Origin of the sequence: Sphingomonas sp. LT1P40, from assembly GCF_036663835.1 — a bacterium.
In the GTDB taxonomy this organism is placed as follows: Bacteria; Pseudomonadota; Alphaproteobacteria; order Sphingomonadales; family Sphingomonadaceae; genus Sphingomonas.
Genome location: NZ_JAXOJT010000002.1, coordinates 952,113 through 972,798 on the forward strand (window position 1 = coordinate 952,113; position 20,686 = coordinate 972,798).

The following is a 20,686-nucleotide window of genomic DNA, read 5'->3' on the forward strand; positions in this document are numbered from 1 at the left end:
TTCGCATCTGCGAGAGGCGGCGCTAGGTTGGCGATATGAAGACCGGCCTGATTATCCGCCACACCCCCTATGAAGGCATTGCCGGTTTCCGCGAGCCGGTGGAGGCGGCGGGCTATGCGCTAGACCGGATCGACGTGACCGATCCGGATTTCCACCGCGTCAATTTCAACACGCCGGACCTGTTGATCCTGATGGGGGGTCCGATGGGCGTGTATGAACGGCGGGAGCATCCGTGGATCGATTGCGAGATCGACCGGTTGGCCAGTCGCATTTCGCTGGGCCTGCCGACGCTGGGTGTCTGCCTGGGGGCGCAGATGATTGCGCAGGCGATGGGGGCGAAGGTCTATCCCGGGCCGGTGAAAGAGGTTGGCTTCTCGCCGATTGAACTGAATGCAGCGGGGGCCGATTCGCCATTGCGGCATGTCGCGGAGGTGCCCGTGCTGCACTGGCATGGCGACACGTTTCCGCTGCCCGAGGGGGTCGAGTTGCTGGCGTCGAGCGGCAAGTACGACCATCAGGCGTTTCGCCGGGGGCCGGAGCTGCTCGCACTGCAATTCCATGCTGAGATGGGCGAGGATGCACGGTTCGAGGAGTGGCTGGACGGTGCCGACGACTATGTCGAGCAGGGCGGGCTGACGGTTGCGGAACTGCGCGCGGAGCATGACCGTCACGGCGCGGCGGCGGTTGCGGCGGGACGGGCGATGGTTGCGGAGTGGCTGACTGGGCTTTAGCCGAGCTGGCGTTTGACCGCCGCGTCGGTCTTGGGGCCGTAGGGCGGCATCAGCCCGCCGAGTTTGGCGACGTTGAGCTTCGACTGTTTGAACACGCTTTTCGCATGGCTGAAGGTACGGAAGCCGGGTTCGCCGTGATAGGCGCCCATGCCCGATGGACCGACGCCGCCGAACGGTAATTCCTCCATGCTGACGTGAAAGATCGTGTCGTTCAGGCTGACGCCGCCGGAGATGGTGGTGTCGAGCACGCGGCGGCGTTCGGCGTCGTCCTCACCGAAATAATAGAGCGCGAGCGGGCGGTCGCGGCGGTTCACTTCGGCGATCGCGCCGTCGATGCTGTCATATTTGCGCACCGGCAGGACGGGGCCGAAGATTTCCTCCTGCATCACGATCATGTCGTCGGTCGGGTTGCGGATGATGTGGAGCGGGAGTTTGCGGGCGTTGGATGCGCCGAAATCCTCGTTCGCCGGGTTGACCGAAATCACCTCCGCACCCTTGGCGCGGGCATCGTCGATCGCGGCGGTGAGGCGCTCGAAATGGCGGTCGTTGATGATCGCGGTGTAATCCGGGTTGGCGAGCAGCGAGGGGTACATCGCGGTCGCGGCGCGGACGATGCCATCGACGGCGGCGGCTTCCTGTTCGGCGGCGACCATCAGATAATCCGGGGCGATGCAGATCTGGCCGGCGTTGAGCATCTTGCCCATCGCCACCCGCTCGGTCGCCTGAGCGAGATTGGCGGAGCGGCCGACGATCGCGGGCGATTTGCCGCCCAGTTCCAACGTGACCGGCGTGAGGTTATCGGCGGCGGCGTGCAGGATGTGACGGCCGATGGCGGTGGCACCTGTGAAGAGGAGGTGGTCGAAGGGCAAGGACGCGAACGCCTTGCCGACATCCGGCCCGCCGCTGATGAAAGCGAGCTCGGTGGGGTCGAAGTATTTGGGGGCCAGTTCCTCGAACAACGCCGCGGTGGCGGGGGTGAATTCGCTGGTCTTGACCATCGCGCGGTTGCCCGCCGCGAACACGCCCGCCAGCGGGGACATCACGAGGTTCACCGGGAAATTCCATGGCGAGATGATGCCGACCACGCCCTTTGGCTGATATTCCACCCACGCCTTTGCGCCGAGCAGGCCGAGCGGGAACATCACCGGCTTTTTCTCGCGCTTTGCCCAGCCATCGACTTTCGCGATGGCATGTTTGAGCGGGGAGACCGAGGCGGCGATGTCGGTGATCATCGACTGTTGCGGGCTGCGATGGCCGAAATCCTCGGACAGCGCGTCGCAGAAGCGCGTGGCGTTGTCCTTGACCAGCGCGACGGCGCGGGTGAGGCGGTCCTTGCGCACCGCGATCGACACCGGCAGTTCCGCCATGAATGCCGCCCGCTGACGGTCGAGAATGTCGCGCATGTCGGTCATAATCCCGCCTGATACAGCCACGTCGGAAATGCCGCGACGGCGAGCAACGTGCCGAGTGGCAGGCGGCTTGTCATCTTCATTTCGCGTCCGGAGAATCGCAGCGCCAGTGCGACCGCCAGCCCGGTCACGCTGGCGACCAGCAGGACGGGGGCGAGCATCGATGCGCCCAGCCACAGCCCGATCCCGCCGAACATCTTGGGGTCGCCGCCGCCCAGCCCGTCGCGGCCCCGCACATGCCGGTAGGTGAAGGCGACGAGGTAGAGCAGTCCGAACCCGATGACCCCGCCAGCGATGCGGTCGAGCCAGCCGGGTTCGAAGAACAGCCCATCGACGATGCCAGTCGCGGCCAGTGCGGCGGTGAGGATGTTCGGCAACCAGAACGCCATCAGGTCGAGCGCGGCGAGCGTCAGCAGCAGCCAGCCGAAGATTGCGCCCGCCACGCTTTCCCAGCCGGGGGCGACCATACCTGCTGCCAGTCCGACCAATGCACCGATGATTTCGACCGCTGGATGCCCGGAATGGATTTTGTCGCCGCAGCCCCGGCAGCGCCCGCGCTGTAACGCATAGCTGAGCAAGGGCACGAGTTCGTGTGCGCCGAGCGTCTTGTCGCAGGCGTCGCAGGCGGATCGTCCCTTGAGCGCGCTGCGGCCCTGCGGCCAGCGCACTGCGACCGTGGCGATGAAGCTGCCGAAGATCAGGCCGAGAACGGCGAGGCAAAGGGGCCAGAGGAGGTCAGGCATGGTGTGCATTCATTCCTCCCCGGCACGGGGAGGTGGCATCGCGAAGCGATGACGGAGGAGTAGTTTCGTCAAGCGGCGTCGCCTGGTGGAGAGCTACCCCTCCACCAGCTTCGCTGGTCCCCCTCTCCCTCCGGGGGAGGAATTGAACGGGGTCACGCATCGACCTTCTTTCGGATGAGGTAGCGATAGACGCCGAAGATGTTGATGCCGAACAGCACCAGATTCTGGGACAGAAGTGCCGTTTCGTCGTCCAGCAGTGCGCCGGTGATCCAGGCGATGCTGGAGGCGACGAACAGGGCGAAGCCCCAGCCGGTGGTCTTTCGCCCGTGGTCGAGTGCGACCATGAAGGCGGCGATGATGCCGCTGATCGAGGCGAACCATTTCAGGATGTCGAGCAATTCCATCGGATGCCTCTTTTGCATTTACACTGACCCGCGCCTAGATCGCGCCCAAGCGTAACTCCCGGAGAGGCCATCATGTCCACTGACCCCGTCGTCATCGTTTCCTATGCGCGCACGCCAATGGGCAGCATGCAGGGTGTGCTGTCCGATGCGACCGCGACCGACCTGGGCGCGGCGGCGGTGGGCGGCGCGGTCGAGCGTGCGGGGCTGAAGGGTGAGGCGATCGACCGCATCTATATGGGCTGTGTCCTGCCCGCCGGGCTGGGCCAGGCGCCAGCGCGGCAGGCGGCGCGCAAGGCCGGGCTGCCCGACCATGTCGAGGCGACGACGGTCAACAAGATGTGCGGATCGGGCATGATGGCCGCGATCATGGCGGCGGAGGCGCTGGCCGCCGGGTCGGCCGACATGATCGTCGCGGGCGGGCTGGAGAGCATGACCAATGCGCCGTACCTGTCGCTGCGCCACCGCAGCGGGGCGCGGATCGGGCATGACCGGCTGTTCGACCATATGTTCCTCGACGGGCTGGAGGATGCTTACGAACCGGGCCGCGCGATGGGGACGTTTGCCGAGGAAACGGCGCGCGAATATCAGTTCACGCGGGAGGCGCAGGACGACTTCGCGATCGCCAGCCTGATTCGGGCGCAGAAGGCGCAGGCATCGGGCGGGTTCGACCGTGAAATCGTGCCGGTCGAGGTCAAGACGCGCAAGGGTGTGGTCACGGTGTCGATCGACGAGCAGCCGTCCAAGGCCGATCCGGCAAAGATCCCGACGCTGAAGCCCGCCTTTGCCAAGGACGGGACGATCACCGCCGCCAATGCATCGTCGATTTCGGATGGTGCGGCGGCCCTGGTGCTGACGCGGCTGTCGGTGGCGGAGAAATTGGGCCTGACGCCGATTGCGAAGATCGTGTCGCATGCCGGTCACGCGCATCTGCCCGCGCATTTCACCACGGCACCGGTGTTCGCGATGCGCAAGGCGCTGGACCGCGCGGGGTGGAGCCTGGGCGATGTCGACCTGTTCGAGGTGAACGAAGCGTTCGCGGCGGTGGCGATGATCGCGATGCGTGATTTGTCGATCTCGCATGACGTGCTGAACGTGAATGGCGGGGCGTGCGCGCTGGGCCATCCGATCGGCGCGAGCGGCGCGCGGATCGTGGCGACGTTGCTGGCGGCGCTGCAGAACAGCGGGCAAAAGCGCGGGCTGGCGTCGTTGTGCATTGGCGGGGGTGAGGCGACGGCTATGGCGGTGGAGCTGCTGAACTAGGGCATATCGACATTCAGCCCATGCGGGTCTGCAAAGCGCGATTTGCCTGATTGGTTTTTGGGCTCCGGTGCTCACGTGCCGAAAGCACGCGCTCCGGTGCTCGAAAATCACCCTTTTCGACTCCACCTGAACTGAATGTCGATACGCCCTAGGGGCGATTCGCAAGGCGGTTGCCCAGACGCACTTGACGAAAAAGCGGGTTTTGCGGGCGGAAACGCCCGCGACGCGACGGGTTCGCGCCGGGTTCGCGACACCGAGGCGACAGTCGCGCGACATGCGGGCGACACGCGCGCGATGGTCATGCGTCACTGGTGCGACCGCGAGGCGACACAAGCGCGACAGCCGTGCGCCGATGGCGCGATGGAGGGTGTGGGGTAGTGGGTGCGCCGGGATTGCATCGACGAGTTTAAAGCAGGCGAAATCCAACATTGGAAGACGCTAGCAGCTATTTTTCGAGCATAAGCAAACAGGGCGGGCCGAAGCCCACCCTGCAGTTACGACATAAGGTAACTGATAAATGCAGCTAATACCCCTAGGCATTTCGCAACATCTATCTGCACCGTGATCGCAAACGTGGTCTTGGTTCTCATGACGATTACCCAAGGCCGCGACGCGCCGCGAGCCCGTTAGGGTTAGCGGATTACGTCCTACACAACGGATTGATCCCCGTTAGCAGGTTGGGGACCCACATTTGGCGTTCTAGACCGCCTCCAGTGGCATCGTGTGACCTCCCACTCTATAGTCCTCAGGCACCGCCTGTGACACGGCATCCACCGCTGAGCTAGGCACGATGTTTCACGCTAGTCCGGTCGAGTCAGTAGCGGTCAGCCAAAGCTTTTCCGGGGCGCTTTTTCCAAATGGGAACGCACAAGCCAATTGTCCAGTATGCTACCATCGCACCATCACCCCTACGGCAATTCCTCGCCCGGCTCGGTGCCCCAGATGCGGTTCTGCTCCACATAGCCGCCGCGGCCGCGGACGTCGAAATGGCACCAGCCGCGCTGGCATTTGCTGACGCGGCCGACCACGCCGGGGGCGGCGCGCCAGTTGATGCGGCCGTTGAAGCGCGGGGTGTCGCGCAGTTCGACGATCGTGCCGACGACCAAAGCGGTGCGCGCGCTGGAGAGCAGGGCGACCTGCATCCAGCCCTGTGTGCCGTCCGGATCCTCGACCTTGCGCCAGTCATTGTAGATTTCGACGACTTTGACCGGCAGGTCGGCGCGCTGGTACAGCCAGCTGGACGGGTAGTTGCGGCCCGGGCCGGTGCGCATCCGCGCCTTGGTCGCGGCGATCGACGCGAAATAGGGCGGCTTGCGCTGTGCCCATGCCTCGCTCAGTCCCGTCGTCAACAGGCCCAGCGCCACCACGCCACACACGGCCCAAACCCGCACTCGCATTCCTGACCCCTTTTCGTATCCGGCCCGTTTACCTTGAGGCAGGGCATCGCATCAACCGTTGACTGGCGACGGCGGCGGGGCCAATCGGGCCATCATGGCACAAACGCGCACAACCGGCCGGCCTCGCGTCGTCGTGACCCGCGATCTTCCCGCTGACGTGGAAGCGCGGATGGGCGAGTTGTTCGACGCGAGCTTCAACCCGGGCGATGCGCCGATGGACCGCGCCGCGCTGGCCGCCGCGCTGGCCGACTGCGACGTGCTGGTGCCGACGGTGACCGACGTGATCGACGCCGAGCTGATCGCGGGCGCGGGCGAGCGGTTGAAGCTGATCGCCAATTTCGGGGCGGGCGTGAACCATATCGATTTGAAGGCGGCGCGGGCGCGGCGGATTGTCGTCACCAACACCCCCGGCGTGCTGACCGAGGATACCGCCGACCTGACGATGGCGCTGATCGTGTCGGTCCCCCGCCGGCTGGCCGAGGGCGAGAAGCTGGTGCGATCGGGCGAGTGGAAGGGCTGGTCGCCCGGCGGGATGCTGGGGCGTCGCATCGGCGGCAAGGCGCTGGGCATCGTCGGCATGGGGCGGATCGGTCAGGCGGTGGCGCGGCGAGCGCGGGCGTTCGGGCTGTCGATCCATTACCATAACCGCCAGCGGTTGCCGAAAGTGGTGGAGGCAGAGTTCGGGGCGGAGTGGCATCCGAACCTGGACGCGATGCTGACGAACATCGACATTTTGACGATCCACACGCCGCTGAACGACGATAGCCGCGACTTGATTGATGCGCGGCGGATCGGGTTGATGCGGCCGCATGTCTATCTGATCAACGCGTCGCGTGGCGGGATTGTCGATGAGGTCGCGATGGTCGAGGCGCTGGAGGCCGGGCGGCTGGCGGGCGCGGGGCTGGACGTGTGGCGGTTCGAGCCGGAGATCGACCCGCGGCTGCTGGCGCTGCCCAATGTCGTGATGACGCCGCATATGGGATCGGCGACGCTGGAGGGGCGACAGGCGACGGGCGAGAAAGTGATCGCGAACATCCGGTTCTGGGCGGACGGGCATCGGCCGCCGGATCAGGTGTTGGAGGGTTGGGCATGACGCCGTTATTTCATCTGGCGATTCCGGTCGACGATCTGGAGGCGGGGCGCGCTTTTTATGGCGACCTGCTTGGTTGTCCGCAGGGTCGCGAGGATCCGGGGCATTGGATCGACTTCGATTTTCGCGGGCATCAGCTGGTGCTGCATAAGGGTGAAGGCGCGGGGGTCAGGCTGCGCAATGCGGTGGATGGCGACGCGGTGCCGGTGCCACATTTCGGGCTGGTGCTGGGCTGGGACGAATGGCACGCGCTGGCCGATCGGGTGCGGGACGCCGGGACCGAGTTCGTGATCGAACCGCATATCCGGTTTGAGGGGAAGCCGGGGGAGCAGGCGACGATGTTCTTTTACGATCCGGCGGGCAATGCGCTGGAGTTCAAGGCGTTTCGGGATATCGGGCAGTTGTTCGCTACCTAATCTTCTTTCTCCGCGCGGCGTTTCTGAAGCGCGCGAGCGATCAGGATGCCGCCCAGGATAAAACCGCCGGGCGCGAGCAGCACCGTTGCGGCGATGGCGGCGTTGCGGGCGGTGTTCGACTTGGGGGGTTCGTCAGACAGTGAAGCTCTCGCCACAGCCGCACGCGCCCTTGGCGTTGGGATTGTTGAACACGAAACCGGCGGTGAAATCGTCCTCGACCCAGTCCATCGTCGATCCGATCAGGTACAGTACGGAGCTGCCATCGACGAAAAACGTGCCGCCGGGGGTCTCGATCCGTTCGTCCATCGCCACCGCTTCGCTGACGTAATCGACCGAGTAGGCGAGGCCGGAGCAACCGCGACGCGGGGTGGAGAGCTTGACGCCGATCGCGTCGGCGGGCGCGCGTGACATCAGGTCGGCGATGCGTGCTTCGGCAGTGGCGGTCAGGATGATCGCGGCGGGGCGGATGCGGGTCTTGACGTCGCTCATCACAGCATCCCCAGTTCGAGGCGGGCTTCGTCGCTCATCTTCATCGGATCCCACGGTGGATCCCAGACCAGATTAACCTCGGCATGGCCGACGCCGGGGACCGCGCCGACGCGCAGTTCGACTTCGGCGGGCATGGATTCGGCGACCGGGCAGTGCGGGGTGGTGAGGGTCATGGTGACGACGGCGTGGCCGTCCGGCGTGACCTCGACATTGTAGATCAGGCCAAGGTCGTAGATGTTGACCGGGATTTCGGGGTCGAAGATTTCCTTCAGGGCATCGACGATCGCTTCCTGTGTGGCGCCGCCTGCGCCACCGACAGGCGCTTCGGCGGGTTTTTGTGACAGGAAGCCGTCGAGATAGTCGCGTTTACGCTCGAAGGTCTCCCTTACGTCTTCGACCCGCGCTTTCGGCGGCGCTGCGACCGCGTCCACGGTTTCAACTTCGATCTTGCTTTGCTCGTTCACCCGAAGATCCTCGTCACTCTCTCGATACCCTTGACCAACGCGTCGATGTCCGCCGCGCCGTTATAGACGCCGAAGCTGGCGCGTGCGGTGGCCGCGACGCCCAGCGAGTCCATCAAGGGTTGCGCGCAATGATGGCCCGCGCGAATCGCGACATTGCCTTCATCCAATATGGTGGCGACGTCGTGCGGATGCACCCCCTCCACCGCGAAGCTGACGATCCCGGCGCTGTCGGCGGGACCGAAGACGCTGACGCTGTTGAGTTTTGCCAGCGCGTCGCGGGTCTGTGTCACCAGCGCGGTTTCATGGGCGTGAATGCGGTCGAGGCCGATGCCGTCGACATAGTCGATGGCCGCGTGGAGGCCGAGGACGCCGACGATGTGCGGCGTGCCCGCTTCGAACCGGCCCGGCGGGGGGGCGTAAGTGGTTTTGGCAAAGGTCACGCGGTCGATCATCGATCCGCCGCCCTGCCATGGTGGCATCGCGTCGAGCAGGTCGTAGCGACCCCACAGCACGCCGATGCCGGTCGGGCCGTAGAGCTTGTGGCCCGAAAAGACGTAAAAGTCGCAGTCGAGATCGACGACGTTAACGGGCAGGCGCGGGACCGCCTGACAGCCGTCGATCAGGATCTTTGCGCCGACCGCGTGCGCCAGCTTCGCCGCGCGTTTGGCGTCGAGGACCGAGCCGAGGACGTTGGAGACATGCGCGAGCGCGACGAGCTTGTGTTGCGGCGTCAGCATCGCCGCCATCGCGTCGAGATCGATGCGGTGGTCATGCGTGAGCGGGATGACGTCGATATGCGCGCCGACGCGTTCAGCCACCATCTGCCACGGCACGATGTTGCTGTGATGCTCAAGCTGGCTGAGCAGGATGCGGTCGCCGGGTTTGAGGTTCGTCGCCGCCCAACAATCGGCGACGAGGTTGATCCCCTCGGTCGCGCCGCGCACAAAGACGATCTCGTTTTCTTGGCCGCCGATGAACTGCGCGACGCGGCGGCGGGCGGCCTCATAGGCCAGCGTCATGTCGGCGGAGCGCTGATAGACGCCGCGATGGACGGTGGCGTAGCTCGTGTCATAGCCACGCGTGATCGCGTCGATCACCGGCTGTGGTTTCTGCGACGTGGCGGCGGTGTCGAGATAGGCCCAGCCCGCCGGGATTGCGGGGAAGTCTGCGAGGACATCGAGGGGGCGGGTGTCGAGCGTGGTGGTCACAGTGCTGTCCCCAGCCACGTGTCCGCATCCGCCATGAACGCGTCGCGCACGGCCTCGTCACCGATCCGGCCAATCGCGTCGGCGACGAAGGCGTGGGTCAGCAGCGCCTTGGCCTGCGGCTCGGGGATGCCGCGTGACTGCATGTAGAACAGCGCCTTGGCATCGAGCTCGCCGACCGTCGCGCCGTGCGCGCACTTCACGTCGTCGGCGAAGATTTCGAGCTCGGGCTTCAGGTTGATCGTCGCGGTGCGCTTCATCAGCAGGCCGCGCAGTGACTGTTCGCCGTCGGTCTTTTGCGCGTGGCGGGCGACTTCGGCGCGGGCGGCGAGGCTGACGGTGGAGGCGTCGGCGGCGACGGCGCGCCAGATCTGGCGGCTGCTGCCATTCGGCGCGGCATGGTGGACGGCGACGGCGCATTCCTGACGCTGATCGCCGCGCGTAAGCAGCGCCCCGCCCATTTCAGCGAAGGCACCGGGGCCGTCGAGGCTGAGAAAGCCGTCGATGCGGCTGCCCATGTTGCCGGAGCCGAGGATGGTGGCGACGTAGCTGGCGGCTTCGCCGATGCTGGCTTCGTCGCGGATCGAGACGAAGCCGGTGTCCTGAAGCAGGCGGACGGCGCGCATCAGGCGGGCACCCTTGCCGAGGTAGGCGTGGAGCAAACGGTTGCTCCAGCCATGACCGGCATAGGTTTCGATGACGGTGGCGACGGCGTCTGCGGCCAGGTCGATGCGGGCGGGGACGTGGCTCTCACCGCCAGTGCTGATATGGACGATCTGGACCGGATCGGTGGCGGCGCGGTCGTCGAGGTTGAGGACCCAGCCTTCGCCTTGCGCGAGTGCTCCGAGCGGGTGGGTGCCGGTCATTTCGAGGCGGGTGAGCTGGACCGGGCCGGGCCGGCTGTGTGCTGGCTCGAACGCACCGTCAATGAAGGTCAGGCGCGGACCGGGGAGGTCGAGGAACAGGCTCGTCGGGTCGATACCGGTCGCGGCAGGCGCGGTGTCGGCAGCGGTGCGCAGCGTGGCCATGTCGGACCAGCGCCATGCTTCTTCGCGAGTGGTGGGGAGGGTGAGGGTGGTCATGCGGTTATGCCGCCACCTGCGTATAGCCTTGCGCTTCGAGCTCAAGCGCCAGTTCCGGGCCGCCGGTGCGAGTGATGCGGCCGTCGGCGAGGACGTGGACGAAGTCGGGCTTCACGTAATCGAGCAGGCGCTGGTAGTGGGTGATCAGCAGCACGGCTTTGTCGGGGGCGCGCATGATGCGGTTGATGCCGTCGCCGACGATGCGCAGGGCGTCGATGTCGAGGCCGGAATCGGTTTCGTCCAGCACCGCGAATTTGGGGTGGAGGATGCCCATCTGGACCATCTCGTTGCGCTTCTTCTCACCGCCGGAAAAGCCGACATTGACCGGGCGCTTGAGCATTTCGGCGTCCATTTCGAGGGCGGCGGCCTGAGCGCGGGCGAGCTTCAGGAACTCACCCCCGGAGAGCGGATTCTCGCCACGCGCGCGGCGCTGGCTGTTGAGACTTTCGCGCAGAAACTGGACGTTGGAGACGCCGGGGATTTCGACCGGATACTGGAAGCCGAGGAACAGGCCGGCGGCGGCGCGTTCGTGCGGGGGGAGGTCGAGCAGGTCTCGCCCGTCGAAGCTGACGGAGCCTTGGGTGACTTCATAGCCGGGGCGGCCGCCGAGGACGTAGCCGAGGGTCGATTTGCCTGCGCCATTGGGGCCCATGATCGCATGGACCTCGCCCGCGTTCACGGTGAGGGTCAGGCCCTTGAGGATGGTCTTGCCGTCGATTTCGGCGTGGAGGTTATTGATATGGAGCATTTTATTCCGTTCTGGCCGCAGCGCGGCGGTCGGCGAGACGTTCGAGTTCGCTGTCATGAACTTGCTTCATGCAGCCGCTCATTTCTCGGTTGATCGGTTCGAACAGGACAGTGCGCTGTTCGCGTGATGGATTGGTCGCGAGCATAGCCGAAACCTTTGGCTGGACCTGCGTCATGCAGCGCTCCATTGCCATGCAGCCAATCGCATCGATTTGCTTGTCGCCACTCGATTGGCGAATGCGGCAGGTATAGCGACCGTCTTTCATGCGAGCCGAACCGCGCCAGCCGGCAAGCTTCCGTCCGAGGATAACAACCTCTTCGGCGCGATCGTCCGGCACAATCTGCACGGGAATGGCCGTAGCCGCTAAGAGGGCAACAATCACCACCGTGGCTCCTCCGCTTTCACTCCGTCGCCCAGGCGGATCGCGGGGGTGCCGCTTTCGTCCTTGGGTGGGGGCGGGAGTTTGCCTAGGCGGTCGGGGGCGTCTTCCTTGGGCGTCAGGACGAGCGGGCCGATGGCGGGGGTCTTGGGTGGTTCGGGCGTCAGCAGCTTGCCGAGGCCGAATGTCGGGGGGGTGTCCGATTTGACCTTGGGGTCGATCGTCAGCAGCGATGCGCCGGCGCTGCCGTCGCCGCAATATTGCTCGCCAGTGCTGGCGGTGATGCAGTCGGGGAGAGCGGCGCACGCCTTGGCATCGACGGTTTTTACGCCGCTGGAGACGAACACGCGGCAATTGCGCAGCCGCCCGTCGCGGCCCTTGTCGAAGATCAGCGCGACCCGGCCCGCGGTCGCGGTGACGACGACTTCCTCATATTCCGGCTCAGCGGCGGCGGCTGATTGCGGGGAGGCGAGTAGGAGACCAAGGAAAAGGCTCAACGCAACGCTCCTTCGTCACCCCGACCTTGAGCCGGGGTCCCGCTGCCTTGCGCCGCGTGAGAAGAAGCGGGACCCCGGCTCAAGGCCGGGGTGACGGGGGGGAACTGAACGGTCATCCCACGCTGCCCTCAAGGCTGATCCCCAGCAGCTTCTGTGCTTCGACCGCGAATTCCATTGGAAGCTGTTGCAGCACCTCTTTTGCGAAACCGTTGACGATCAGCGCGACGGCGGCCTCTTGATCCAACCCGCGCTGCATCGCGTAAAACATCTGGTCTTCGCTGATCTTTGACGTGGTCGCTTCATGCTCGATCTGCGCGCTGGGATTGCGCACCTCGATATAGGGGACGGTGTGGGCGCCGCACTGGTCGCCGAGCAGCAGGCTGTCGCACTGGGTGAAGTTGCGGACGTTTTCGGCCGTGGGGCCGACGCGGACGAGGCCGCGATAGGTGTTGTCGCTGTGGCCCGCGCTGATCCCCTTGGAGATGATCGTTGATCGGCTGTTTTTGCCAAGATGGATCATCTTGGTGCCGGTGTCGGCCTGCTGGCGGTTGTTGGTCACGGCGACGGAATAGAATTCGCCGACGCTGTTTTCGCCCGCGAGGACGCAACTTGGGTATTTCCAGGTGATCGCGCTACCGGTTTCGACCTGGGTCCAGCTGACCTTGCTGTTCTTGCCCTGGCACAAGGCGCGCTTGGTCACGAAGTTGTAGATGCCGCCCAGGCCGTTTTCGTCGCCGGGATACCAGTTCTGGACCGTGCTGTACTTGATCTCGGCGTCGTCCATCGCGACCAGTTCGACCACGGCGGCGTGGAGCTGGTTCTCGTCGCGCATCGGGGCGGTGCAGCCTTCGAGATAGCTGACATAGCTGCCCTTGTCGGCGACGATCAGCGTGCGCTCGAACTGGCCGGTGTTTTCGGCATTGATGCGGAAATAGGTGCTGAGTTCCATCGGGCAGCGGACGCCCTCTGGAATGTAGACGAACGTGCCGTCGCTGAAGACCGCGCAGTTGAGCGCGGCGAAGTAGTTGTCGTGCATCGGCACGATCTTGCCCAGCCATTTGCGGACGAGGTCGGGATATTCGCGGATCGCTTCGCTGATCGAGCGGAAGATGACGCCGGCGGATTCGAGTTCGGCGCGGAATGTGGTGGCGACGCTGACGCTGTCGAACACGGCGTCCACCGCGACGCGGCGTGCGCCCTCGACCCCGGCGAGCATCTTCTGCTCCTCGATCGGGATGCCGAGTTTTTCATAGACGCGCAGGATTTCGGGATCGACTTCGTCGAGGCTGCCGAGTTTCGGCTTCGCCTTGGGCTCGGCGTAATAATAGGCGTCCTGATAGTCGATCGGCGGTATGTTCAGCTTGGCCCAGTCGGGCGGGGTCATCGTCAGCCAGTGGCGATATGCCTTGAGCCGCGATTCGAGCATCCATTCAGGCTCGTTCTTCTTGGCCGAGATGAAGCGGACGGTGTCTTCGGACAGGCCCTTTGGCGCGAAGTCCTGCTCGATATCCGAGCTGAAACCCCATTCGTATTTCTTGTTTGCGGCGGCGAGCGCCTCGGCATTTTTGGTGGCCATCAGGCGGGTTCCGGCTGTGTCGAGAGGGTGGCGAGCGTGACGCCTGCGAGCGCACCGCGAACGGATGCGTTGACGGTGTTCCAGTGCGGCTTCACGCGGCAGCTTTGTTCGATGCAGCAATCGTGACGGCCGGGGATGCTGGCGGTATCGACGCAGGCGGTGAGCGCGATCGGCCCCTCGATCGCCTCGACGATGTCAGCCAGCGTGATCGTCGCGGGCGGGCGGGCGAGGCGGAAGCCGCCGCCGGTGCCGCGGGCGGACTCGATCAGGCCAGCGGATGACAGGCGGCTGACGAGTTTCTGCACGGTCGGCAATGGCAGGCCGGTCTTGTCCGCCAGCAGCGTCGCGTTCAGCCGCCCGCTGACCCCGCAATGGCGGGCAGCGGCGGCGAGCATGACGACGGCGTAATCTGTCTGAGCCGAAAGGCGCATGTTGCGAATTGATCTCAAATCGGAACGATTCGTTCCGATTGGGCAGATGGAGGTTGGGTCGAGCCTAGTCAAGCGTAGCAAACTTGCTCGTCACGCCGGGCTTGAGCCGGGGTCCCACTGCCTCGGCCAGTCGAAGAAGCGGGACCCCGGGTCAAGCCCGGGGTGACGAAGGGGGGGGATTGATCCTATGGAAGTTCGCATGTTTTACGACCTTCTTAAGCCCGCCTTGTTCTCGATCGATGCGGAGCGTGCCCATCGACTGACGATCCATGCGCTGGCGCTGAGCGCTGGCGGCACGGCGCCGCTGGCGCAGCTGCGAGCGATTCCGCGCGTGCGTCCTGTCACGATTGCCGGGATCGATTTTCCCAACCCGGTCGGGCTGGCGGCGGGGCTGGACAAGGATGGCGAGGCGATTGACGGGCTGTTCGGGCTGGGGTTCGGCAGCGTCGAGATCGGGTCGCTGACGCCGTTGCCGCAGGGCGGTAATCCGAAGCCGCGGCTGTTTCGGCTGGTCGAGGATCGCGCGGTGGTGAACCGGATGGGGTTCAACAATGGCGGCATCGACGCGGCGCTGCTGCGAGTGGCGAAGGCGAAGCGACCGGGCGTGCTTGGCATCAATGTCGGGGCGAACAAGGACAGCGACGATCGCGTGGCGGACTATGCGATCGGGGTTAGCAAAGCGGCGCGGCATGCGGATTATGTGACGATCAACGTCAGTTCGCCCAACACGCCGGGCCTGCGCGACCTGCAATCGCGGCCTGCGCTGGACGAGTTGCTGGCGGCGAGCGATGCGGCGCGGGCGGTGGATGGCAAGCGCGTGCCGTTGTTTTTAAAGGTCGCGCCGGACCTGGACAGCGCCGGGCTGGACGGGGCGGTGCGGGCGGCGATCGACAATCGCGTAGACGCGCTGATCGTCGGCAACACGACGATTTCGCGGCCTCCGTTGCGGTCGGCTCATGCTGGCGAGGCTGGCGGGCTGTCGGGTGCGCCGCTGGCGGTGCTGGCGCGCGCCAAGCTGGCCGAGGCGCTGGCTTCATGCGGCGGGCAGTTGCCGGTGATCGCGGTGGGTGGAATCGATTCGCCTGAGGAGGCGCTGGCGCGGCTGGAGGCCGGGGCGGCGATGGTCCAGCTTTACTCGGCTTTGGTTTATGAAGGGCCGGGGCTCGTCCGGCGCATTCTGAAACAGCTGTGACGTGGCGGCATTGCGCTTGTCTGCCATGGCGTTAGGCTTGCCTCATAACGATGCGGGCGTGAACTCGCGCCGCAGGAGTAGGGACGGAAATGCGCAAGCTCGAACGATTCGACAATCTGGTGCAGATGTTTTTCATCCGCGCCCGGGAAAAGGGCGATGCGCCGTTTCTGTGGGCGAAATCGGGCGGGGCGTGGCATCCGACGAGCTGGGCGGAGGCGGCGAAACAGGTCGCGGGATTGGCGGCCGGGCTGAAAAAGCTGGGGCTGCAACCGGGCGACCGGGTGATGCTGGTGAGCGAGAACCGGCCGGAATGGTGCATCAGCGATTTGGCGATCATGGCGGCGGGCGGGGTAACCGTGCCGACCTACACCACCAATACCGAACGCGATCACCAGCACATCATAGACAATTCGGGCGCGACGATGACGATCGTGTCGAACGCGAAACTGGCGAAGACGCTGCTCCCGGCGATCCTGCGCACCGCGGGCAGCCATGGCCATTCGGTGATCGGGATCGAGGAGATGCGGATCGGCCAGCCGGGCGCGATCGATTTCCACGACTGGCGCGCGCTGATCGCGGAGAACGTCGCGGACGTGAGCGTTGCGACGGCGGCGGCGGACAAGGTTTCGCGCGATGCGCTGGCCTGCATCATCTACACCAGCGGCACCGGTGGAAGCCCGCGCGGGGTGATGCAGCATCACGGCGCGATCCTGATGAACGTGGAAGGGTGCTGCGAGATCATCAGCGAGGATTTCGGGTGGGAGGACGAAATCTTCCTGTCGTTCCTGCCGCTAAGCCATGCCTATGAACATAGCGGCGGGCAGCATTTCCCGATCGCACTGGGCGGGCAGATTTACTATTCCGAAGGGCTCGACAAGCTGGCGTCGAATATCGAGGAAGTGCGCCCGACGCTGATGGTCGTGGTGCCGCGCCTGTTCGAGGTGCTGCGCACGCGGATCACCAAACAGGTCGAGAAACAGGGCAAGTTCGCCAATTACCTGCTCGACCGCGCGGTTTCGATCGGCGGCAAGAAGGCGGCGGGGAAGTCGACGGTGCTGGACCTGCCGATGAGCCTGTTGCTCAGCCGCACGCTCCGACCGAAATTGTCGAAGAAGTTCGGCGGGCGGATCAAGGCGATGGTGTCGGGCGGCGCGCCGCTGAACCCCGAAGTCGGCATCTTTTTCGAGAGCCTGGGTATCACCTTCCTGCAGGGCTATGGGCAGACCGAGGCTGCACCTGTCATTTCATGCAACCGGCCCAAGGCCGGGTTGAAGCATGATACGGTCGGCCCGCCTTTGCCCGGCGTCGAGGTACGGATCGCCGAGGATGGCGAGATTCTGGTGAGCGGCGAACTGGTGATGCACGGCTATTGGCGCAATGAGGCGGAAACCGCACGCGTGCTGAAAGACGGATGGCTGCACACCGGCGATATCGGGATGATCGACGACAAGGGCCGGATCAAGATCACCGACCGCAAGAAGGACATCATCGTCAACGACAAGGGCGACAATGTCGCGCCGCAAAAGGTGGAGGGGATGCTGACGCTGCAACCCGAGATCATGCAGGCGATGATCGCGGGCGACCGCAAACCCTATATGACCGCAGTCATCGTGCCCGACCCCGAATGGACTCAGGAATGGTGCGCGAAGAATGGCGAGAAATGCGATCTGGCCAAGCTGCGCCAGGACCATGATTATCGCGCCGCCGTGGGCGTCGCGGTCGAGCGGGTGAACAAGGATTTGTCGGTGACCGAACGCATCCGCCGCTTCATTCTGGCAGACGAGCCGTTCAGCATCGAGAACGAGCAGCTGACGCCGAGCCTGAAGATCCGCCGGCATGTGCTGAAGCAGGTGTACGGCGAGCGGCTAGACGCGTTGTACAAGGGCTAGGGCGTATCGACATTCAGCCCATGCGGAGCTGCAAAGCGCGATTTTCTGCGCTCCGGTGCTCACGTGCCATAAGCACGCTGCGCTCCGGTGCTCGAAAATCACCCTTTTCGCCTCCACCTGGACTGAATGTCGATACGCCCTAGGGGATCGCAGCTGACCGGCCGTCGGGGTTGGCGATAAAGTTCAGTGCGGAAAGCAACCTTCGCTTCCGCTACTTCTTCCCCTCCGGCACCACGACCATGCTCCAGTCCAGTTTCGGGGCCAGGTACTTCGCGGCGAGCGCCTGAAGCTCCTGTGGCGTGATGCCTTGATAATCGCGCGCGATCGATGCGGCGGCGGCAAAGCGGCGCGGATCGCCGGTGCCGCCTTCGGTCTGCTGCATCCAGAACGGATTGCCGGTCGCACGGCGCGAAACGGTTTGCGTCGTCGGGACCCAGGCGCGGCGAAGTTCGTCGATATCGATCGGCTTTGCGATCAGGTCGGCCGCAATCTCCCTGGCGATACGAAAGAACAGGTCGGTCTTGTCCGGTGGCAACATGGTGATCGCCATGACCCGGCCGCCGCCCGGCTGGCCGATCGGCCACTGACTGATGACGGTGGGCGAATAGCTGACGCCCTCGCCCGAGCGGATGCGGTCGAGAAGGCGGTCGCGCATCACCGCCGCCAGGACCTCAAGCTTGCGGCTCTCCGCGATATCGGCCGAACCGCCGCCTGCTTGCCAGGCGAGGACGGCGGCTGCCTGATCCGGCTGACCCGAGTGGCGCAACATCACCGGCGTGGCGACATGCCGGGGGAAGCGCACGGTCGGCGAAACGATTTTTGCGGCGGGACGCGGTTTCATCGAACCAAAGGTCTTGCGCGCCATTTCGATCGCGGCATCGACATCGATATCGCCAAAAATCTGCACTTCGATCGGGCCGCTGGCGAGCAACGGTTCCCAGAATGCGCGGAAGCTCTTTGGGTTGAGCGCCTCGATCCCCTTGAGATCGGGCGTGCCCCAGCGCTGGTCGCCGCCGCGCAACAGCTTTTCAAGGTCGCGGCCCAGCACGGCATCCGGGGATGACGCGTTCGCCGCATAACCGGCGATCGCAATCGCGCGCGCGCGCGTAACCGGCTTGGGATCCCAGCCGGGCGACTGGAGCTTCGCCACGATCAGTTTGAGCTGGTCCTCAAGATCCTGCTTTCGCGTCTGACCGGCGAAGAGAAAGGCGTCGTCGCCGATCCCGAAGCTCAGCCCGATCTGACGGTTTCCGGTCAGCCGGTCGATTTCCTCCTGACCGAGCGTGCCGATCCCGCCGGCAACCAGCGCCAGATCGGCCGCCCAGGCGGGCGTTTGTCGGCCCGAGGGAATCGCCTGCATCCCGCGCCCGAACCGAACGCTGACATAAGCGCGGCCCACTTCGCCGGGGTTCAGATGGACGAGCAGATTGACGCCATTGGCGAAGCGAACCTGTTCGATCAGCGGGTTGCCGACGACGGTCTTGCGTTCGATGACGGCACCGGGAATGCCGAGCGGGGGAAGCGAGTCGAAGGTTACCGCGCGACCCTCGCTGCGGCTGCTGGCAAGCCCTGAGACATCCGCTTCCAGCGCGGCCGCGAGCTTGGTCTGAATATTGGTATCGGGCGTGCGGGTGTTGATGATCGCTCGGGTCGTTACGCCCTGCAAAATCCGTTTGGTCGACGCGAGCACGCGTTCGGGCGTGAACATCTTCTTTTCGATCGCACCGGTCAGGATCGCGTGGCTGGCCTCTTCGCTGGTCGTCACTTCGTTGATGTCGATGGCCTCGACCAGAATATCGGCGCGGCGCGATCCGGCCATCACCGGCGCGGTCGAGACCGCGTTGCTGCTATCCGATAGGATCTCGGCAAGTTCGCGGTCGATTTCGGCCTGGGTCGGCATGGTGGTGAGCGCATCCGCAACGACGGCGCGAACTTCCTTCAACGCAGTTTCCCAATCCTCGCCGATCGGCAGCACCTGGATCGAGGTGATGTTGGCCGAGCGGATCGCATCGGACAGGTCGGCCTGTGCGCCGATATAGCTGGAGCCGGCGCGCGCGCGCGTCTCCAGCCGGCGGTTGATGATGCGCAGCGCGACGATATCGACCATCCGCTCCTGATTGAAGATCACCGTGTCCTCGAACACCGTCCACGGGCGCAGGACGGACATCGACACGGTTGGCGGCAATGTCGGTTCGACGATCGCTGCGCTGGTCGGCTTGTCATCGGTCGGTTTGCCGAAATCGGGCGTGGCGGGATTGGGACCGACGCCCTTCCACCCGGCGAAATGCTTGGCGATCTGTTGCTCGAACAGCGCAGGGTCCATATCGCCGACGATGATGATCGTCGCGCGCTCGGGGCGATACCAGCGTTGATGGAACGCCTTCACCGTTTCCGCGGTGGCACCGTTCAGCGTCTCTGTCGTGCCGATCACGGGGCGTTCGGCGAACAGCTGTCCGGCAAAGAGCAGTTCGCGCCGACGGTCCTCGACCCGCGCCTGCGGACGCAGCGCCTCACGCTGTTCGGACAATACAACAGGCCGTTCGAGCGTGAGCATTTCCGTGTTGATGTTGGGGGCCGCCATCATGTCGGCGAGGATCATCATCGACTGGTCGAGGCTGGCCGCGTTCGCATCAGGCAAATCGAGTTTGTAGGTGGTCGATACCGGGGTGGTGCTGGCGTTGCTGTCCGAGCCGAAGGTGACGCCGAGTCGTTGCCACACGCGCTTCGACTCGCCGTCCGGAACTTTGGACGAGCCACGGAAGCTGAGATGTTCGAGCAGATGCGCGAAACCCTTTTCGGAATCGCGTTCGTGCAGTGCGCCGACGTCCATGCGCAGCCGCACCGCAACCTGACCCGGCGGGACGCCGTTCCTGCGCACGGCATAGCGCAGGCCGTTGGGGAGCGTGCCGAAGCGCCATTCCGGATCCTGCGGAATGTCGCTGCCCTTATAGAGCCATGGAGTCTTGTCGACCGCGACCGGTGCGGTGACGGGCGTTGCGGGTGTGTCCTGACCGAGCGCGGGCAGGGCGACCAGTGCGATGAGGAGGGGAAGGGCGAGCTGCGCTACGCGGGGGAACGATACCATCGCCCTTAGTCTAGCGCGCTTCGCGCTGCGCCGCCAGCGCGAGCAATTATGCCACAATTGCATATATTTGGCGCGGGTTCGGCCATGATCCGGACCCAGATTGCGCCTAGCCCGATGCGCGCACCACAGCGGCGAAGTGTCGCGCGGTGTTGACAGTGCAAGAGGGGTGTCGTGGCGGAACGGGCGATCAAGCGGGAGG

21 protein-coding genes are annotated in these 20,686 nt (G+C 65.0%); 6 read left to right on the forward strand and 15 right to left on the reverse strand.

Translation table 11 applies throughout. The features are described from left to right. Positions 1-35 precede the first annotated feature (35 nt). The gene (locus tag U1702_RS16250; RefSeq protein ID WP_332726217.1) at positions 36-731 is read left to right on the forward strand and encodes a glutamine amidotransferase; all 696 of its coding nucleotides are present in this window, start codon (positions 36-38) and stop codon (positions 729-731) included. Here U1702_RS16250 and U1702_RS16255 read toward each other — a convergent pair. The 3 genes from U1702_RS16255 to U1702_RS16265 form a co-directional block, all read right to left on the reverse strand. Further along, on the reverse strand, positions 728-2,134 hold the full coding sequence (locus tag U1702_RS16255) for a coniferyl aldehyde dehydrogenase (protein ID WP_443026862.1): 1,407 nt from the start codon (positions 2,132-2,134) through the stop codon (positions 728-730). The two genes, U1702_RS16250 and U1702_RS16255, sit on opposite strands and share 4 nt — an antisense overlap. Before the next feature lie 5 nt (positions 2,135-2,139). Next, on the reverse strand, positions 2,140-2,883 hold the full coding sequence (locus U1702_RS16260; RefSeq protein WP_332726219.1) for a prepilin peptidase: 744 nt from the start codon (positions 2,881-2,883) through the stop codon (positions 2,140-2,142). A 152-nt stretch (positions 2,884-3,035) separates the two neighbouring features. Continuing rightward, on the reverse strand, positions 3,036-3,287 hold the full coding sequence (locus tag U1702_RS16265) for a hypothetical protein (RefSeq protein ID WP_332726220.1): 252 nt from the start codon (positions 3,285-3,287) through the stop codon (positions 3,036-3,038). Between the two features lie 72 nt (positions 3,288-3,359). On the opposite strand from U1702_RS16265, the gene U1702_RS16270 reads away from it, so the two are divergent. After that, positions 3,360-4,547, forward strand: a complete 1,188-nt coding sequence (locus U1702_RS16270; protein ID WP_332726221.1) for an acetyl-CoA C-acyltransferase — start codon at positions 3,360-3,362, stop codon at positions 4,545-4,547. 908 nt (positions 4,548-5,455) lie between these two features. On the opposite strand, the gene U1702_RS16275 is transcribed toward U1702_RS16270, so the two are convergent. Next, positions 5,456-5,944 (reverse strand): SH3 domain-containing protein, encoded by a 489-nt coding sequence (locus tag U1702_RS16275; RefSeq protein WP_332726222.1) that lies wholly within the window; start codon positions 5,942-5,944, stop codon positions 5,456-5,458. A gap of 94 nt (positions 5,945-6,038) precedes the next feature. Here U1702_RS16275 and U1702_RS16280 point away from each other — a divergent pair, with 94 nt between their 5' ends. Together U1702_RS16280 and U1702_RS16285 are read left to right on the forward strand one after the other, a co-directional pair. After that, positions 6,039-7,037 (forward strand): 2-hydroxyacid dehydrogenase, encoded by a 999-nt coding sequence (locus U1702_RS16280; protein ID WP_332726223.1) that lies wholly within the window; start codon positions 6,039-6,041, stop codon positions 7,035-7,037. Further along, positions 7,034-7,450: a VOC family protein gene (locus tag U1702_RS16285; protein ID WP_332726224.1), complete on the forward strand. Its 417-nt coding sequence runs from the start codon at positions 7,034-7,036 to the stop codon at positions 7,448-7,450. Before U1702_RS16280 ends, U1702_RS16285 begins: the two co-directional genes overlap by 4 nt. Here U1702_RS16285 and U1702_RS16290 read toward each other — a convergent pair. The 10 genes from U1702_RS16290 to U1702_RS16335 form a co-directional block, all read right to left on the reverse strand. Beyond that, on the reverse strand, positions 7,447-7,605 hold the full coding sequence (locus U1702_RS16290) for a hypothetical protein (RefSeq protein ID WP_332726225.1): 159 nt from the start codon (positions 7,603-7,605) through the stop codon (positions 7,447-7,449). The two genes, U1702_RS16285 and U1702_RS16290, sit on opposite strands and share 4 nt — an antisense overlap. Next, a complete protein-coding gene (locus U1702_RS16295) occupies positions 7,583-7,939 on the reverse strand; it encodes a HesB/IscA family protein (RefSeq protein WP_332726226.1) in 357 nt (118 codons plus the stop codon). Before U1702_RS16295 ends, U1702_RS16290 begins: the two co-directional genes overlap by 23 nt. Continuing rightward, positions 7,939-8,403 (reverse strand): SUF system Fe-S cluster assembly protein, encoded by a 465-nt coding sequence (locus U1702_RS16300; protein WP_332726227.1) that lies wholly within the window; start codon positions 8,401-8,403, stop codon positions 7,939-7,941. The genes U1702_RS16295 and U1702_RS16300 overlap by 1 nt, the downstream gene beginning before the upstream one ends. Next, a complete protein-coding gene (locus U1702_RS16305; RefSeq protein WP_332726228.1) occupies positions 8,400-9,611 on the reverse strand; it encodes a cysteine desulfurase in 1,212 nt (403 codons plus the stop codon). Before U1702_RS16305 ends, U1702_RS16300 begins: the two co-directional genes overlap by 4 nt. Beyond that, positions 9,608-10,690 carry a SufB/SufD family protein gene (locus U1702_RS16310; protein WP_332726229.1) on the reverse strand — a complete coding sequence of 361 codons (1,083 nt, stop codon included), beginning with the start codon at positions 10,688-10,690 and terminating at the stop codon, positions 9,608-9,610. Before U1702_RS16310 ends, U1702_RS16305 begins: the two co-directional genes overlap by 4 nt. Positions 10,691-10,694: 4 nt before the next feature. Next, positions 10,695-11,438: a Fe-S cluster assembly ATPase SufC gene (gene sufC / locus U1702_RS16315; protein WP_332726230.1), complete on the reverse strand. Its 744-nt coding sequence runs from the start codon at positions 11,436-11,438 to the stop codon at positions 10,695-10,697. A gap of 1 nt (position 11,439) precedes the next feature. Next, positions 11,440-11,820, reverse strand: a complete 381-nt coding sequence (locus U1702_RS16320) for a hypothetical protein (protein ID WP_332726231.1) — start codon at positions 11,818-11,820, stop codon at positions 11,440-11,442. Then, positions 11,817-12,314, reverse strand: coding sequence for an energy transducer TonB (locus tag U1702_RS16325; RefSeq protein ID WP_332726232.1), 498 nt, complete (start codon positions 12,312-12,314; stop codon positions 11,817-11,819). Before U1702_RS16325 ends, U1702_RS16320 begins: the two co-directional genes overlap by 4 nt. 112 nt (positions 12,315-12,426) lie before the next feature. Beyond that, positions 12,427-13,890, reverse strand: a complete 1,464-nt coding sequence (gene sufB / locus U1702_RS16330) for a Fe-S cluster assembly protein SufB (RefSeq protein ID WP_332726233.1) — start codon at positions 13,888-13,890, stop codon at positions 12,427-12,429. Further along, a complete protein-coding gene (locus U1702_RS16335) occupies positions 13,890-14,321 on the reverse strand; it encodes an SUF system Fe-S cluster assembly regulator (protein WP_332726234.1) in 432 nt (143 codons plus the stop codon). Before U1702_RS16335 ends, sufB begins: the two co-directional genes overlap by 1 nt. Positions 14,322-14,520: 199 nt before the next feature. Here U1702_RS16335 and U1702_RS16340 point away from each other — a divergent pair, with 199 nt between their 5' ends. Both U1702_RS16340 and U1702_RS16345 read left to right on the forward strand, forming a co-directional pair. Next, positions 14,521-15,513 carry a quinone-dependent dihydroorotate dehydrogenase gene (locus U1702_RS16340; protein ID WP_332726235.1) on the forward strand — a complete coding sequence of 331 codons (993 nt, stop codon included), beginning with the start codon at positions 14,521-14,523 and terminating at the stop codon, positions 15,511-15,513. Positions 15,514-15,602: 89 nt separating this feature from the next. Next, entirely contained in the window at positions 15,603-17,402 is a 1,800-nt protein-coding gene (locus U1702_RS16345; protein ID WP_332726236.1) for an AMP-dependent synthetase/ligase, read from the forward strand. 211 nt (positions 17,403-17,613) lie between these two features. Here U1702_RS16345 and U1702_RS16350 read toward each other — a convergent pair whose 3' ends face one another. Beyond that, the gene (locus U1702_RS16350; protein WP_332726237.1) at positions 17,614-20,487 is read right to left on the reverse strand and encodes a M16 family metallopeptidase; all 2,874 of its coding nucleotides are present in this window, start codon (positions 20,485-20,487) and stop codon (positions 17,614-17,616) included. Positions 20,488-20,686 lie beyond the last annotated feature (199 nt).